At 74.4% G+C, this 16,025-nt stretch carries 15 protein-coding genes; 11 read left to right on the top strand and 4 right to left on the bottom strand.

Features of this window, described 5'->3' with window-relative positions; translation table 11 throughout:
• A partial coding sequence (locus tag I4I78_RS34250) for a C40 family peptidase (RefSeq protein WP_374225887.1) occupies window positions 1-656 on the bottom strand: 656 nt, incomplete at its 3' end.
• 793 nt (window positions 657-1,449) lie between these two features.
• On the opposite strand from I4I78_RS34250, the gene I4I78_RS18740 reads away from it, so the two are divergent.
• Window positions 1,450-2,328: a MaoC family dehydratase N-terminal domain-containing protein gene (locus tag I4I78_RS18740; RefSeq protein ID WP_226379973.1), complete on the top strand. Its 879-nt coding sequence runs from the start codon at window positions 1,450-1,452 to the stop codon at window positions 2,326-2,328.
• Window positions 2,329-2,544: 216 nt separating this feature from the next.
• Here the strand turns inward: I4I78_RS18740 and dinB are convergent, their stop codons facing one another.
• Complete coding sequence (dinB, locus tag I4I78_RS18745; RefSeq protein WP_218612654.1) at window positions 2,545-3,765, bottom strand: DNA polymerase IV; 1,221 nt, start codon at window positions 3,763-3,765, stop codon at window positions 2,545-2,547.
• Between the two features lie 314 nt (window positions 3,766-4,079).
• Between dinB and I4I78_RS18750 the strand changes: the two genes are divergently transcribed.
• From I4I78_RS18750 to I4I78_RS18795, 10 genes are all read left to right on the top strand, one after another.
• Window positions 4,080-5,174 carry an ABC transporter substrate-binding protein gene (locus I4I78_RS18750; protein WP_226379974.1) on the top strand — a complete coding sequence of 365 codons (1,095 nt, stop codon included), beginning with the start codon at window positions 4,080-4,082 and terminating at the stop codon, window positions 5,172-5,174.
• Between the two features lie 35 nt (window positions 5,175-5,209).
• Window positions 5,210-6,289, top strand: a complete 1,080-nt coding sequence (locus tag I4I78_RS18755; RefSeq protein WP_218612656.1) for an iron ABC transporter permease — start codon at window positions 5,210-5,212, stop codon at window positions 6,287-6,289.
• Window positions 6,280-7,092 (top strand): ABC transporter ATP-binding protein, encoded by an 813-nt coding sequence (locus I4I78_RS18760; RefSeq protein ID WP_218612657.1) that lies wholly within the window; start codon window positions 6,280-6,282, stop codon window positions 7,090-7,092. Before I4I78_RS18755 ends, I4I78_RS18760 begins: the two co-directional genes overlap by 10 nt.
• Before the next feature lie 58 nt (window positions 7,093-7,150).
• Window positions 7,151-7,822 carry a metal-dependent transcriptional regulator gene (locus tag I4I78_RS18765; protein WP_218612658.1) on the top strand — a complete coding sequence of 224 codons (672 nt, stop codon included), beginning with the start codon at window positions 7,151-7,153 and terminating at the stop codon, window positions 7,820-7,822.
• A gap of 54 nt (window positions 7,823-7,876) precedes the next feature.
• Window positions 7,877-8,836, top strand: a complete 960-nt coding sequence (locus tag I4I78_RS18770; protein ID WP_218612659.1) for a metal ABC transporter substrate-binding protein — start codon at window positions 7,877-7,879, stop codon at window positions 8,834-8,836.
• Window positions 8,833-9,579 carry a metal ABC transporter ATP-binding protein gene (locus I4I78_RS18775; RefSeq protein WP_218612660.1) on the top strand — a complete coding sequence of 249 codons (747 nt, stop codon included), beginning with the start codon at window positions 8,833-8,835 and terminating at the stop codon, window positions 9,577-9,579. The genes I4I78_RS18770 and I4I78_RS18775 overlap by 4 nt, the downstream gene beginning before the upstream one ends.
• Window positions 9,576-10,454: a metal ABC transporter permease gene (locus I4I78_RS18780; RefSeq protein ID WP_218612661.1), complete on the top strand. Its 879-nt coding sequence runs from the start codon at window positions 9,576-9,578 to the stop codon at window positions 10,452-10,454. The genes I4I78_RS18775 and I4I78_RS18780 overlap by 4 nt, the downstream gene beginning before the upstream one ends.
• A gap of 55 nt (window positions 10,455-10,509) precedes the next feature.
• Window positions 10,510-11,337 carry a hypothetical protein gene (locus I4I78_RS18785; RefSeq protein ID WP_218612662.1) on the top strand — a complete coding sequence of 276 codons (828 nt, stop codon included), beginning with the start codon at window positions 10,510-10,512 and terminating at the stop codon, window positions 11,335-11,337.
• Between the two features lie 130 nt (window positions 11,338-11,467).
• Entirely contained in the window at window positions 11,468-11,983 is a 516-nt protein-coding gene (locus I4I78_RS18790) for a SigE family RNA polymerase sigma factor (protein ID WP_308252214.1), read from the top strand.
• Between the two features lie 81 nt (window positions 11,984-12,064).
• Window positions 12,065-12,883, top strand: coding sequence for a DUF1684 domain-containing protein (locus tag I4I78_RS18795; RefSeq protein WP_218612664.1), 819 nt, complete (start codon window positions 12,065-12,067; stop codon window positions 12,881-12,883).
• A gap of 66 nt (window positions 12,884-12,949) precedes the next feature.
• Here I4I78_RS18795 and I4I78_RS18800 read toward each other — a convergent pair whose 3' ends face one another.
• The gene (locus I4I78_RS18800) at window positions 12,950-15,325 is read right to left on the bottom strand and encodes an acetyl-CoA acetyltransferase (protein ID WP_218612665.1); all 2,376 of its coding nucleotides are present in this window, start codon (window positions 15,323-15,325) and stop codon (window positions 12,950-12,952) included.
• Between the two features lie 143 nt (window positions 15,326-15,468).
• On the bottom strand, window positions 15,469-16,025 hold a 557-nt coding region (locus tag I4I78_RS18805), incomplete at its 5' end, for a TetR/AcrR family transcriptional regulator (protein WP_218612666.1).

Genomic DNA, 16,025 nt, shown 5'->3' on the forward strand with positions numbered 1-16,025 from the left:
GCGTCGGAGCCGGTGATGCTGGCCGCGGCCGAGTCGAGCTCCGCCGGCTGCGGAGCGACCGGGTCGGGGAGCACCGTCGGCCGGGGTGCCGCGGGCGCGGCGAAGACCGGCGGCGCGTCCGGCGCCTCGGGGTCCGGTGCCTCCGGTACCGACGGCAGGAGCGCCATGGCGTCGGGGGAGCTCGTGCCGGGGGAGGAGGCCGGGCGGCTGGCGCCCATGTAGTCGTCGCCGGTCCACCGGTAGTAGGCCGTCTGCACCGGCTTCCCGAACGTCGGAGCGTTCACCATCCGGCCGTCGCCGAGGTACATCCCGACGTGGTGGATCTTCGCCCACGTTCCGTAGAAGAGTAGGTCACCGGGCTGCAGCGGTGCTCCGGCCGGGACCCTCGGGCCGGCGCGGAACTGGGTGTGGGCCGTGCGCGGCAGGTCGATACCGGCCTGGTCGTAGGCGAACGTGGTCAGGCCGGAGCAGTCGAACCCGGCGTCGCCCTCGGTGGGACCGTTGCCGCCCCAGATGTAGGGCAGCCCGATCTGGGCCATCGCGACCCGGATGGCGGTGCGGGCGCGTCCGTCCGGCAACGCCGTCGCGAGCGCGGCCGGTTCGACGGTGAGTGGCCCCGTGAAGCCTGGGAGCGTCGACCGAGGGAGCGTCGACACGGGGACGCCCGGCTCCGTGGACGGCGACATTCCCGGGCGGACCGCCCCCGAGGCCGTCGTCGCCGACGACGGTGCCGGCACGGTTCCGGGTGCCGCCGGAGCCGCAAGCGGCCCGGTGGCCGACGACCCGTCAAGGGACGGCCGCGCTCCGGGCGGTGCATCGGCGGCCGCGACCCCGGTCAGGACGAGGAGACCCGCCACCACCGCGCCTGCGGCCCACGGGCCCCGGCGGGGCCGCCCGGCCGCCGACGCCCGCCTGCCCGGTAGCCGCACGGGGCCGGGGCGCGCGCTCGCCTCCCGACCGTGGCTGCCGGCGACCGCCCGCTCCGGAGCGCCGGAACCGGCGCCGGGCCGACGACGTCCGGTCGCCCAGGGCTCGGTCATGGTGCGGCCTCGTCCGTCGCGGTGGAGTGGGGCCACCTGATCGTCTCACTCGTTCGAGTGGTAGAGGAGGTCGATCCGGGCCGGACTGGTCACAGTCGGTCCGTCGCGACCTGGTCGTTCACCTCTCCCGAGCGCCGAACTGGGCCATGTGGTGTCGGCGCGCAGTGGACCGGCCGGCGCGAAGGGACCCTTCGGGACTCGATGGTGAGCGAGGGGACCCCCTGGGACACCGGGCCGGACCCTGGCGCCGGCTGCGGGAGTGCGGGAGTGGGATCGAGCGTCGTACGGTGCGAGTGATCGACACGAACGAGGAGACGCCGTTGACCGCGCCCGATCCCGCCGGAGGGCCCCCGCCGTGCCTGTCGGACCGGATCTCGACGCGCATCACCCCACGACCGGAGGTTCTCCGATGAGCGTGCTCACCGACGCACTGGACGGCTGGGCCCCGGGCCCGGTCACCGACACCGACGCGCTGCGGGCCTGGCCGGTCGCCGCGTTCTCCGGGATGCTCGACCTGCCCGGGACGGTCGCCGACGACGGCGACCCGATCCCGCCGTTGTGGCACTGGTTCGCGTTCCTCGAACATCCGGCGCAGGCCGAGCTGGGCGCCGACGGCCACCCCACCGACGGGCACTTCCTGCCCCCGATCCCGGACCGGCGCCGGATGTTCGCCGGCGGCCGGCTGCGGATCGACGAGCCGGTGCGCGTCGGCGAGCAGGTCCGGCGCGATACCGCGCTCGACGGCGTCCGGATCAAGTCCGGGCGCAGCGGCGAGATGGCGTTCGTGACGCTGCGCCAGGAGTTCCACCGCGTCGCCGACGACCGGTTGCTGATGGTCGAGGAGCAGGACTTCGTCTACCGGTCCCAGCCGGCCGGCACCGGGCGCGGCATGTCCGCCCCGGAGCCGGTCGACCCGCCGTCCCACGAGCACGCGCTCACGATCGCGACCGGCCCGGAGCTGCTGTTCCGGTTCAGCGCACTGACCTACAACGCGCACCGCATCCACTACGACCACCCCTACGCGACCGGCGTCGAGGGCTATCCCGGTCTGGTCGTGCACGGGCCACTGCTGGCGATGACGGCGCTGGAGATCCCGCGCCGGCACGCCGCCGGGCAACGGGTCACCTCGTTCGAGTACCGGCTCACCAGCCCGGCCTTCGCCGGCGCCGACCTGTGGGCGGGCGGCAGCGCCGTCACGGGGGAGGGGTCGGGCGCACCGGGCATGGAGATCGAGTGCGGCTCGGTGGGCGGGCCGGCGTCGGTGCGGGGGCGCGTCGAGCTGGGCTGAGGCGGTCGCGCCGGGTCGCGCGACCCGAGAGCAGGGCGCGACGGGAAGCCCGACCGCCACCCGGCCGGCCGTGCTGTTGCTGGTCGAAGTGCGGAGGGTCGGTGACCGCTCGACCCGCCGCTCGCCCACGTGATGTCGGGTAGATGGACCTCGCGGTCGGGCCCGGCCCGCTCGCGACCGGTCGCGGGCCCATCCGATCCCGTCCACCGGTCCCTCCTACTCGTGCTCGGGCAGCAACGGGACCGACAGGCCCTCGTCGCGCCCGAGCTGGGTGGCCCGGTTGACCGAGGCCGTGCCGAACCGGAGCCGCACGGCGTCCAGCGCGACGTCGAGCGCCGGGCCGGAGTGCGCGTCGAGGGGGAGCTCGAGCTGCACCGCGTCGTCGCCGTCGAGGTTGGCCAGCGACAGGCCGAGCAGTGTCAGCCCCTTGTCCTCGATGACCGGCAGGGCCGTGCCGAGCAGCGCCCGCGCGGCGCCGAGCAGGGTCGGGGTGTGGTCCGTCGCCACCGGCAGGGTGTGCGAGCGCGTGGCGCGGGTGAAGTCGGCGAAGCGCAGCCGCAACACCACCGTGCGGCAGACCCGGCCGTGCCCGTCCTCCCGGCCGCTGCCGCGCAGCCGGCGGCCGAGTCGGTCCACCGTGCCGGCCAGGATGGTGTCCAGCTCCTCGGGGCTGCGGTAGCGGCGGCCGAGCGCGCGTTGCGACCCGATCGAGCGCCGGGTGGTCCCGGTCCGCACCGGACGCGCGTCCAGGCCGTGCGCGAGCGCGTGCAGGTGCCGCCCGGCGGCCGGGCCGAGGAACGACACCAGCGGCGCCTCGCCCAGCCCCGCGACGTCACCGACGGTCCGTGCTCCCAGCGCGTGCAGCTTCCCGGCCGTGACCGCGCCGACGCCCCAGAGCCGCTCCACGGCCAGCGGGTGCAGGAACGCCAGCTCACCGTCCGGCGGGACGACCAGCAGCCCGTCCGGCTTGCCGACACCGGAGGCGACCTTGGCCAGGAACTTCGTGCGCGCCACCCCGACGGTGATCGGCAGCCCGACATCGGTGGCCACCCGCCGCCGCAGCGTCCCGGCGATCTCCGACGGCGACCCGGCGATCTTCCGCAGGCCCCCGACCTCGAGGAACGCCTCGTCGATGGAGATCGGCTCGACCAGCGGCGTGGTGTCGCGGAAGACCGCGAACACCGCCTTGCTGGCCTCGGAGTAGGCCTCCATCCGCGGCGGGACGACCCGCGCGGCCGGGCACAGCGCGCGGGCCTGCCGCCCGTTCATCGCCGTCCGGACGCCGCAGGCCTTGGCCTCGTAGCTCGCGGCCAGCACCACCCCGCCGCCGACGATCACCGGCCGCCCGCGCAGGCGCGGGTCGTCACGCTGCTCGACCGACGCGTAGAACGCGTCCAGGTCGGCATGCAGGATCGTCGCCTCGTCTCGCACGAACATATGTTCGCATCGACCCCCGACAGAAACCAGCTCCACGCGCCCGCACCCGCCGGCTCGCGCCCGGGGAACCTGTTCGGGACGAGCGGAGCATTCGTCGCGTCCGACGCGACGACCGCCACGTTCGCGGCGTCGGGATCGCCTGCGTTCGGGGCGGCGACCGGCGGAGGGTGGGCCGGTCGATGCGCGGCGCTCGTGTGAGAACCGGCATCTGCGGTCACAAATGGCGATCGTCGGCGCATCTGCGTGAGGTTTGTGCCTATCATCCGTGCCGTGCTCTCCCGAGCGCACTCGACGCTCGGCAGGGGACGGTGACCATGGGGTCGATCCGGGTTCGCATCGCGCTCGCGACGGCAGGGGCGGTGACCGCGGTCCTGGTCGCCGGGTGCGGCCAGGCCCCCGGCTCGGCCCCGGAGGCCCCGGAGTCCTCGTCCGCCGCGACGCGCGTCGTCACCGACGTCACCGGCGCGCAGGTCACGGTGCCCGCGACGATCACCCGCATCGCCGACGCCTGGCCCGCGCACAACGAGGTCGTGCAGATGCTCGGGGCCGGCGACGCGATCACCGCGACCGTGCTGATCGAGAAGACCGCGCCCTGGCTCTACGTGGTCGACCCGGCGCTGCGCGAGGCACAGACGGTGTTCACCAACTCCACCGCCAACACCGAGCGCCTCGCCCAGGCCCGCCCGGACGTGCTGTTCACCGACAAGAGCACCCAGATCGCGGCGAAGACCACCGAGCTGGGCATCCCGACCGTGCAGCTGGGCTTCCAGAACTACCCCGACCTGAAGAAGATGGTCTCCACCACCGCCGACGTCCTCGGGCCGGCGGCCCAGCAGCAGGCGGTCGCCTACAACGCCTACCTCGACGACACGCTCGGCCAGGTCCGGGGCCGGACCGCGTCGCTTCCCGCCGACAGGCGGCCGAGCGTGCTGCACGTCTACTCGCTCAACCCGCTGGTCGTGGACGGCACCGGCAGCATCATCGACGAGTGGATCACCGCCGCCGGCGGACGGAACGCCGCACAGGTCACGGGGAACGTCCGGCCGGTGTCCGCCGAGCAGGTCGCGCAGTGGAACCCGGACGTGGTGATCCTGGCCAGCAGCGCGTTCGTCGCCGCGGACACCGGGGCGCAGACCCTGGACAAGCTGCGCGCCGACCCGTTCTGGAGCCAGCTGCCCGCGGTCCGCGACAACCGTGCGGTGATCAACCCGACCGGCGGCTGGCACTGGGACCGCTACGGCATCGAGTCGGCCCTGCAGCTGCGCTGGGCGGGGAAGACCCTGCACCCGGAGCTGTTCGGCGACGTGGACATGCTCGCCGAGACCCGCTCGTTCTACGACCGCTTCCTGCACCACCCGCTCACCGAGGCGGAGGCCCGCACGATGCTGGCCGCCCAGGACCCGCAGTGACCGTGCCGCGGTGAGCTCGTGGGCCCGGTGATCTGGTGAGCGCGGAGGCCGAGCGGGATGCGCCCGCCGGCGTCGACGGCGCCGCCCCGGCCGACCCGTGGCGGCGCGGCCGGTGGCCGGTGGTCACGATCCTGTCGGTGCTGCTGGTGGCGACCGTCGCGGTGTCGTTCGCGGTGGGGGTGACGGCGTACCCGCCCGGCACGATCGTCGAGGTGCTGCTCGCGCACCTGACCGGGCGCCCGAGCACGGTCGCACGGGTCGACGACGTCACGATCTGGTTGGTGCGGATGCCGCGGATCGTGGCCGCGGTGCTGGTCGGCGGCGCGCTGGCCGCGGCCGGTGCGGCGTACCAGGCGCTGTTCCGCAACCCGATGGTCTCGCCGGACCTGCTCGGCGCCTCCGGTGGTGCCGGCGTCGGCGCCGCGCTGGGCATCCTGCTGTCCTGGGGCAGCGCCGGGGTGCAGCTCTCGGCGTTCGCGCTCGGTCTCGCCGCGGTGCTGGTGACCTACACCGTGGGCACACTGGTCGGCCGCGGCACCGAGTCCACGTTGACGCTGGTGCTCACCGGCATCGTCGTGTCCAGCCTGTGCTCGGCGCTGATCTCGCTGACCAAGTACGTCGCCGACCCGGACGACAAGCTCCCGCAGATCACGTTCTGGCTGCTCGGCGGCCTGGAGACGGTGACGGTCCGCGGGCTGTTGCCGCTCCTGGTCCCGGTCCTGGTCGGCCTCGTCCCGCTGATGGTGCTGCGCTGGCGGCTCAACGTGCTCGCGTTCGGCGACGAGGAGGCGGCCTCGCTCGGGGTGAACCCGCGGGTGGTGAAGGCGTTCGTGATCGTCGGGGCGACGCTGATGACGGCGGCGTCGGTGTCGGCCGCCGGGATGGTCGGCTGGGTGGGCCTGGTCGTGCCGCACGCCGCGCGGATGCTGGTCGGTCCGGACGCCCGCCGCGCCGTGCCGGTCTCCGCGCTGCTCGGCGCGATCTTCCTTCTCGTCGTGGACGACCTGGTGCGCACGGTGCTCACCACCGAGGTGCCACTGGGCATCCTCACCGCGCTGGTCGGGGCACCGTTCTTCCTGTTCCTGCTGGCCCGGGGGCGGCGCGCGTGGACCTGACAGTCGACGACCCGCCCGACAGCCCCGTGCTCGACGTGCGTGACCTGCGGTGCGGCTACGGCGCCGTCGACGTCCTGGACGGGCTCTCGTTCACCGTCGCGGCGTCGGAGGTGCTCTGCGTGCTCGGGCCCAACGGCGCCGGGAAGACGACGTTGTTCAAGTCGGTGCTCGGGTTCCTGCCGCCGCGCGCGGGCCGGGTGCTGGTCGCCGGGCGCGAGCTGTCCGGATGGGGACGCCGCGAGCTGGCCCGCACCGTCGCCTACGTGCCGCAGGCGCACGCGGCGCCGTTCCCGTTCACCGTCGGCGAGGTGGTGCTGATGGGGCGCACCCCGCACCTGGGCGTCGCCGGGGCCCCGGGGCCGGCCGACCGGCTCGTCGCCGGGCAGAACATGGACCGCCTCGGCATCGGGCACCTGGCCGCGCGCTCGTTCACCGAGATCAGCGGCGGGGAACGGCAACTGGCGCTGATCGCCCGCGCGCTCACCCAGCAGCCCCGGCTGCTGATGATGGACGAGCCGACGTCGAACCTGGACCTGGGCAACCAGGCCCGGGTGCTGCGCGAGGTCCGCGACCTGGCCGCGGGCGGCCTGGCCATCGTGATGATCTCGCACACGCCCGACCACGCGTTCGCCGTCGCGACCACCGCGGCGCTGCTGGTGCCCGACGGGACGCTGCGGGTCGGGACGCCCGAGCGGGTGCTCACCGAGGGCGCGCTGGGCGAGGCGTTCGGGCGGCCGGTACGCATCCTCGCCGGCGTCGGCGAGGACGGTGCCACGCTGCGCGCCTGCCTGCCGGTGCTGTAGCCCCCGGCGCGCCGCCGGGCCGGTCTGGGGCGCGGCACACGCCCGTAGGCTGCCCTGCATGCGTCCCGGGCACGACCGACCCTCGACCGCGGTCGAGGACTACCTGAAGGTCATCTACACGCTCGGCGAGCACTCCGGTGGCGAGCCGGTGGGGACGTCACCGGTCGCGGAGCGGATGGGCGTCGCGGCCTCGTCGGTTTCGGGCATGGTGCGCAAGCTGCGCGAGCTGGGCCTGGTCGAGCACGCGCGCTACGGCACGATCGCGCTCACCGGGGAGGGGCAACGCCTCGCGCTCGCCGTGGTCCGGCGGCACCGCCTGATCGAGCAGCTGCTGGTCACCGAGTTCGGCTACGGCTGGGACGAGGTGCACCCCGAGGCCGAGGCGCTCGAGCACGTCGTGTCCGACCGGCTGATCGAGGCCATCGCCGACCGCCTCGGGCACCCCGAGACCGACCCGCACGGCGACCCCATCCCCGGGCGGGCCGGCGAGGTGGCGGACTGGGACGCCCGGCGCCTCTCGGAGATGACTCCGGGCACGGAGGGCGACCTGGTGCGGGTGGACGACGACACCGCCGTGCTGCAGCACCTGACCGCGCACGAGGTGGCGCTCGGCGACCGGATCGAGCTGGTGCGACGGGAGCCGTTCGGCGGCCCGTTCGTGGTCCGGGTCGGGGAGCGCGAGCTGCAGTTCGGCCCGGAGCTGGTCGACGCGCTGTGGGTCCGCCTGTAGCTCGCCCGATCGGCGCTCCTTGTCCGATTCACCCCACGCGTTCTAGAGTTCGCCATGCCTAACTCTCGATGGCGTATTCGTCGAACTAGGAAGCTGGCCTCGGCAACACTCGTGGTCGCCCTGTTCGCCGGCGGGTGCGGTGGCTCCGGAGCCGACGGCCCCGTGGCCGGCGACGCGACGGCGGACGGACCACCGAAGGTGCTCACCACGTTCACCGTGATCGCCGACATGGCCCAGCGGGTGGCGGGCGACCGGCTCGTCATCGAGTCGATCACCAAGCCGGGATCGGAGATCCACGAGTACGAGCCGACCCCGGACGACCTGATCCGCGCCCAGGACGCGGACCTGGTCCTGGACAACGGGCTCGGCCTGGAACGCTGGTTCTCCCGGTTCGTCGACCGGACCGGGGCCCGCAGCGCCACGCTCAGCGACGGTGTCGACCCGATCCCGATCGCGATCGGCAGCTACCAGGGGCAGCCCAACCCGCACGCCTGGATGTCCCCGCGGGCCGGTGAGATCTACGTCGGCAACATCGCCGCCGCACTCGGCGAGCTCGATCCGCCGAACGCGGGCGTCTACCGCGCCAACGCCGAGGCCTACGCCGCCGAGCTGCGCGGTGTCGGCGAGCAGCTGCGCCGGGAGCTCGCGACCCTGCCCCCGGACCAGCGCGCCCTGGTGACCTGCGAGGGCGCCTTCTCCTACCTGGCCCGCGACGCCGGACTGGCCGAGGGCTACCTGTGGCCGGTCAACGCCGACGCCGAGGGGACTCCGCAGCAGATCGCGGCGGCCGTGGGGTTCGTCCGGGACCGCGCGGTCCCGGCCGTGTTCTGCGAGTCGACGGTCAACGACGGCGCCCAGCAACAGGTCGCCCGCGAGACCGGCGCCCGGATGGGCCCGCAGCTCTACGTCGACTCCCTGTCCCGGGCCGACGGCCCGGTGCCGACCTACCTGGACCTGCTGGCCCACGACGCGCGGGCGATCGTGACCGGGCTGACCGGCCGGAGCCCGGCGTGAGCGCGGGCAGCGACGCCGTCCGGGTCCGCGGGCTGACCGTCCGCTACGGCGAGGTGCTCGCCCTCGACGACGTCGACCTCGACGTGGCGCCGGGACGGGTGTGCGGGCTGCTCGGGGTGAACGGCTCGGGCAAGTCGTCGCTGTTCAAGGCCCTGATCGGCACGCTACGACCGGACCGCGGCGAGATCGTCCTGCTCGGCCGCGACCCGGCCGCCGCCCGCAGGGCCGGGGCCGTCTCCTACGTGCCGCAGGCCGACGCCGTCGACTGGGCGTTCCCCGTCGGCGTCACCGACGTCGTGACGATGGGTCGCTACGGGCGGATGGGCCCGATGCGACGCCCGAAGCAGGCCGACCGGACGGCGGTGGCCGGGGCGATCGAGCGGGTCGGGCTCACCGACCTGGCCGGGCGGCAGATCGGCGCCCTGTCCGGCGGGCAGCGCAAGCGGGCGTTCCTGGCCCGGGCCATCGCCCAGGACGCGTCGCTGCTGCTGCTCGACGAGCCGTTCTCCGGCGTCGACAAGGGCTCCGAGGCCACGATCGTCGCCCTGCTGCACGCGATGCGCGACGAGGGCCGCACCGTCCTGGTCTCCACCCACGACCTGGCCGCCGTCCCGGACCTGTGCGACGAGGCCGTCCTGCTGGCGCGGCGGGTGATCGCGCACGGCACGCCGGAGCACGTGCTGACCCCGGACGTGCTGGCCGGGGCGTTCGGCGCCCCGCCGACCCGGGGCCGGGCCGCATGACGGGCGTGCTGGAGTGGGTGCTGGCGCCGCTGCAGTTCGAGTTCATGCTGCGCGCGCTGCTGGTCGCGGTCGTCTCGGGCGGGGTCTGCGCGATCCTGTCCTGCTGGCTGACGCTGATCGGCTGGTCGCTGCTCGGCGACGCCGTCTCGCACGCGGTCCTGCCCGGCGTGGTGCTGTCCTACATCATCGGGATCCCGTTCGCGGTCGGCGCGTTCGTGTTCGGCGTCGGCGCGGTCGGCCTGATCGGTGTGGTGCGCCGGACGTCGCGGGTGAAGGAGGACGCCGCGATCGGGGTGGTGTTCACCGGCCTGTTCGCGCTCGGGATCGTGCTCGTCTCGCGCACCCCGAGCAACACCGACCTCACCCACATCCTGTTCGGCAACCTGCTCGGCGTCTCCGACTCCGACATCGTGCAGGTACTGGTCATGAGCGCGGTGACGCTGGCGATCGTGCTGGTGAAACGACGGGACCTGACGCTGTTCGCGTTCGACCCGACGCACGCGCACGCCATCGGTCTGAGCCCGCGGCGGCTGGAGGCGCTGCTGCTCGGGCTCCTCGCGCTGACCGTGGTGATCGCCCTGCAGGCGGTCGGGATCGTCCTGGTCGTCGCGATGCTGATCATTCCGGGGGCGACGGCGTACCTGCTGACCGACCGGTTCGCGACGATGCTGGCGGTCGCGGCCGCGGTGTCGATCGGCTCGTCGGTGGCCGGGACCTACCTCAGCTTCCACGCCGACCTGTCCACCGGTGGCACGATCGTCGTCTCGCAGGCGGGCGTGTTCACGCTGGCCTACCTGTTCTCCCCGAGCCACGGCATCCTCGGGCGGTGGCGGACGCGCCGGGCGGTGCGCGTCCCGGAGGAACGGCCGCTGTAGGCATGGCGCGGCTGCGCTGCCGCGGGGCCCGGCAGCGGGCAGACTCGGTTCCGACATGACGATCCTCGCCCTGCTCTTCGCCGTCGCCGCGATGGTGGGCAACACCGTCGCCGCGCTCTGGGAGGCCAAGGGCAGCCGGCTCGCCCGCTACGGGGGCGCGCTGTGGCGCCAGCCCTGGTTCCTGGCCGGGCTGTTCGCCGACGTCGTGGCGTGGGGGCTCACCGTCGTCGCACTGCGGTTCCTGCCGGTGTTCGCGGTGCAGGCGATCCTGGCCGGCGCGATCGCGCTGACCACCCTGGCCGACAACGGGTGGAGCGCCTGGAACCTGGTGCGCGCCCAGCGGGTCGGTGTGGTGGCGGTGCTGGCCGGGCTGGTCCTGGTCGCGGGCAGCGCCGCGCCGGACCGCCCGGCGCAGCTGCCCGCCGCGGCGACCCCGGTCCTGCTGGTGTCGTTCGCGTTGCTGCTCGTCGCGGCACCGTTCGTCTGGCGGGCCGGCCGGCCGATGCTGCTGGCGTTCCTGGCCGGGCTCGGCTTCGGCGGCACGGCGCTGGCGGTGCGCGCCGTGCACCCGGGGGCGCTGTCCTGGGACACCGTCGGCGACCTGCTGACCGACCCGCTGGTCTACGCCGTGGTCGTGATGGGCGTGCTCGGCGTGCTGGCGTTCGCCGCGGCCCTGCGTGACGGCGCGGTGGGGACCGCGACGGCGGTGCTCTCGGTGACCGAGGTCGTGGTGCCGGGTGTGGTCGGGCTGGCGCTGCTCGGCGACCGCATCCGGGACGGGTGGGCGCCGGCCGCGGCGATCGGGCTGGTGGTGGCGCTGGCCGGGGTGGTCCTCCTGACCCGGGCCGACCCGGACTCCGAACGGGTCAGCCGGGTCCGTTAGCGGCTGCGCACGGCGACGGCCGGGTCGTGCCGAAGTCGTAGGGACGTCGTCCGTTCGGCTGACCCGGGTCGGGAGAAGATCGGTTCTTCGGGCGATCCGCCGCGCCGGCGCGCGCCGCAGGATGATCCCCATGACGACGTGCGCGGTGGCCCCCGAGCTCTCCGAGTTCTCCGAGACCTACCGCCGGTACCGGCCGTGGTTGCTGCGCGTCGCGCTCGGTCTGGTCGACGACCCGCCCACCGCCGAGGACGTCGTGCAGGACGTGTTCGCCGGGCTGCACCGGCACGGCGACGGCCTCCGCGACCAGGGGGCGCTGCCCGGGTACCTGCGCACCGCGACGCTCAACCGGGCCCGGTCGGTCCTGCGCAGGCGCCGGACCGAACGCGCGTACGTGCCCCCGCACGTCCCGGACGCGGGGTCCGCGGAGTCGGTGGCGATGATGGCCGGGGAGCGACGCGTCGTGGCCACCGCGCTGCGCGCGCTGCCCCCGCGCCAGCGGGAGGTACTGATCCTGCGCTACTACGGCGACCTGTCCGAGGCCCAGATCGCCGAGACCACCGGGATCAGCCGGGGCAGCGTGAAGTCCGCGGCCAGCCGTGGCCTGCGGTCGGTGTCGTCGATGCTGCGGACGGGCCTGCCGGCCTAGCGTCGACGACGGGCGGAAGGTCCCGGGCGTCGACGACGTTGCACCGGGGGAGTAGCTCGGCACACCGAGGAGAGGCAGCGCATGACGACCGTCGAGAGCACCGACCTGGCCACCGCGTGGCAGCAGTGGCACGACGAGCGCGAGCAGATGCTCGCCGAGCCGCACGGCTGGCTCAGCCTCACCGCGCTGCACTGGCTCGACGAGCACCCGGCGCAGTACCCGGACCTGCCCGGCACCTGGCGGGTCCGCGACGCCGACACCGTCGAGATCACCGCCTCGGCCGCGGACGGGATCGACGTGCCGGGCCACGGGCCGCTCGACGGCACGGCGACGGTCTCGCCGGTGGACGGCGCCCCCGGCGTGCTCGTCGGCGTCGGCGACCGCAAGGTCGAGATCGCCCGGCGCACCGACAGCTACGCGCTGCGCCTGCGCGACCCGCAGGCGCTCACCCGCACCGCGTTCACCGGCGTGCCCACGTTCCCGGTCGAGGGCCGCTGGGTCGCCGCCGGGCACTTCACGGCCTACCCGCAGGCGCGGCGGATCACCGTGGACGCCGTCGTCGAGGGCCTGCAGCACTTCCCGACCGCGGTCGGCGAGGTGAGCTTCGAGCTCGACGGCACGCCGCAGACGTTGGTCGCGCTGGCGGGCAAGGAGTCCGGGCTGTCGCTGCACTTCCGGGACGCGACGTCCGGGACGTCCACCTACGGCGGCGGCCGCATCCTGCGCACCGCCGACCCGGCCTCCGACGGCACCGTCACCGTCGACCTGAACCGCACCGTCAACCTGCCGTGCGCGTTCACCGAGCACGCCACCTGCCCGCTGCCGCCGACCGGCAACACCCTGGCCGTCGCGGTCGAGGCGGGCGAGCGGTCCCCGCTGCGCCCCGACCTGGAGCGCTGAGACCACCGAGCGGTACACCAGGGCTGTTCGATCATGTTTCGGCAGCCGTGACGTACCGCTCGAGGCTCAGCGGTTACGCCACACCGGGGGTCGCTTCTGGGCGAAGGCGGTGACGCCCTCGATCGCGTCCGCGCTGAGCATCAGCTCGTCGAGGGCGGCGGACGGGTGTTGCGCCGCCTCGACGGTGTCGGCGATGCCGTCGGTCTCGTTCATGATCTGCAACGACGTGCGGACCGACGTCGGTGAGCCGTCCAGGATCTCCGCGGCCAGCTCGCGGGCCCCGTCCAGCGCGGTGCCCGCGGGCACGACCCGGTTCACCAGCCCCGCGTCGAGAGCCTGCGCCGCGTCGAGCCGGCGTCCGGTCAGGATCATCTCGGTGGCCAGCGCAGGCCCGACGATCCGCGGCAGGCGCACCAGCCCGCCGGCGGCCGCGACCAGGCCGACCTTCACCTCCGACAGCGCGAACCGCGCGGTCTCGTCGGCGACGACGAGGTGGCACGCCATCGCGATCTCGCAGCCCCCTCCCATCGCGAACCCGTTCACCGCGGCGATCACCGGTTTGGTCATCCCGGGCCGGCTCGTCAGGCCCGCGAACCCGTTCTTCGGCACCCACATCGGCTTACCCGCCGCCGTCCAGCGCAGGTCGTTGCCGGCGGAGAACGCGGTCTCACCGGCGCCGGTGAGGATCGCGACCCACAGGTCGGGGTCGGCGAAGAAGGCGTCGAAGACCTCGTCGAGCTCGTCGTTGGCGGGTGGGGTGAGCGCGTTGCGGGCGTCCGGACGGTCGATCGTCACCTCGAGCAGGTGCCCGTCGCGGTGCACCCGGACGTGCTCGTAGGCCCCGTCGCCGTCGTCAGAGGGCCGGAACCCGGGCGCGCGCCGCGGTGCGAGCGCGTCCATCCGCCCGCGGGTCGTGGTGACCCGGTTCCCGACGCCGAACGAGCGCGCGTACACCGGCGCGCCGGCGGGTTCGCCGGCGAGCAGGTCGAGGGTCTCGTCGTCGCCGTCGACGGTGCGGGCCAGGAACCGGCGGCCCTCGGCGTCGCGGCCCACGACGATGCCGGTCCGGTCGCCGCCCCGGCCGTGCACCACGGTCCAGGTCTCGACCCTGGCCGGGCCGTCGGCGTGCACGACCTGCTCCGGGGACGGCACCGCGTCGAGCTCGTCCTGGATCTCGGCGCTGCGGTCCGGGCGCCATCCGGTGGGGGTGGTGGAGTAGATCCCCACCGAGTACTTGCTCAGCACACCGCCGTTCGCGCCGACCAGGCCGTAGCTGCCCGGCGTCGCACGGGCGCGGACCACGGTCTCGGCGACCGCGTGCAGCGAGTAGTTGTTGCCGGCGCCGCCGAAGAACGGCAGCCCGCCGGTCAGCGTGAGCCCGCGCGGGTCGTCCGGGGCGAGTCCGAGCTGGTCGCAGACGTGCGAGACGGCGATCGGGAAGCAGCTGTAGAGGTCCAGCGTCGACAGGTCGTCGAGGCCGACCCCCGCCACCTCCAGCGCGTGCCGCACGGCCGCGCCGGACGCCGGCCCGACGCTCAGGTCCGGGCGGTCGAGCAGGGGGCGTTCGCGCAGGTCGGCGTGCCCGTGCAGGTACACCCACCGGTCCTGCGGGACGCCGAGGCGGCGTGCCTCGGACACCGACGTCAGCACGACGGCCGCGCCCTGGTTCACCTGGTCCCGGGAGACCAGGTAGCGGGTGTAGGGGGCGGCGATCGGCCGGTTGCGCTCGGACGTCGTCGCCAGCTCGGCGGCGCTGCGCCCGGTCGGTGCGGCGGCGTGCGGGTTCGTCGCGGCGACCCGGGTGAACGGGGCGAACAGCTCGCCCATCGCCGTCGCGTAGGTGTCGCGGTCGGAGCCCAGGCGCGAGCGGCGCGCGTTCTCGGCCAGCGCGTACTGCGCCGGCATGCCCGCGAGGCCGTGCGCGATCTGCTGACGGGTGGCCAGCCCCTCGAGCCCGAACCCGCGGTCGTCGAGCTGACCGGGCACGGTCTCGGTGAAGTCCGGCGCGCCCTCGGAGCCGGCCAGGTGACGGGCGGTCGAGATCGCCTCGGACCCGACGACCAGTGCGGCCGCGACCGAGCCGTCGGCGACCGCGGCGCAGAGCTCGGTGAGCAGGTGCTGCGGGGACTGCCCGCCGGTCACCTCCAGCACGGCGCGGACCGGGTCGGCGCCGATCCGGGCCGCGACCGAGCGCGGGTAGTTGGTGGAGCGGCCCAGCGGGGCGTGCGACATCGGTGTGGAGATCTCGAACTGGCGCACACCGGCGACCGTGTCGATCGCCGCGGCCAGCGCCGCGGGATCGGCTCCGGAGTCGTGCAGTGCCGCACGGGCCGCATCCGCACCCAGGTCGGCCGCGGACAGCCGCCGGTACCCGGGGGCATCGATCGGGTCCGAGGACTGCCCGACCCCGACCAGGACGGGAGTGCGGTCGTCGACGGTCATGCCCACCTCCGGCTCGTTCCCAGACTGCGGTTACTAGACGCTCGTCGTCCGAAACCGCGCCGACCGTAGCCCGGCCCCGCGGGCGGTGTCCACGCGCGCCACCGGTGTCCGCGCACACTCCGCCGACCCGGCAGCGGCCGCGGTCAGGCCGGGGTCAGCACGGCGCGGAGCAGGAAGTCGACGAGCCGGTCGGCGTAGTCGTCGAGGTCGGCGGCCAGGCGTTCCTGCAGGTGGTCCGGGGTGGACGACACGTGCATCACGACCCCGCCGCACAACGTGTCCAGCAGGAGCGTCACCGACGTGTCGGCCGGGACCTCGCCGCGCCGGATCCCGCGGCGCACCATCGCCCGCGCGGTGAGCACCTGCGACTCGAGCAACGCGTCCCAGCGCCTGCCGACGCCCGGGATCATCGGTGCCTCGACGGCCATCCGCAGCGCGGCCCGCCGGGTCCGGCCCAGGTAGAGGGCGAGCATCTGGCGGGCCAGCTCGACAAGGTCCCCGCGCAGCGTGCCGCTGTCGACGTCGGCGATGTCGAGCAGGCTGCTCCCCAGCGCCTCGGTGAGCAGCCGCTCCTTGGTCTCCCACCGCAGGTAGATCGACGCCTTGCCGACACCGGCGTGGCGCGCCACCGCCTCCAGGCTGAACCCGGCCCAGCCGGCCCGGCCGAACAGCTCCACCGCGGCCTCGGCGATCCGACGGT

This window comes from Pseudonocardia sp. KRD291, assembly GCF_019263595.1.
Taxonomy (GTDB): Bacteria; Actinomycetota; Actinomycetes; order Mycobacteriales; family Pseudonocardiaceae; genus Pseudonocardia.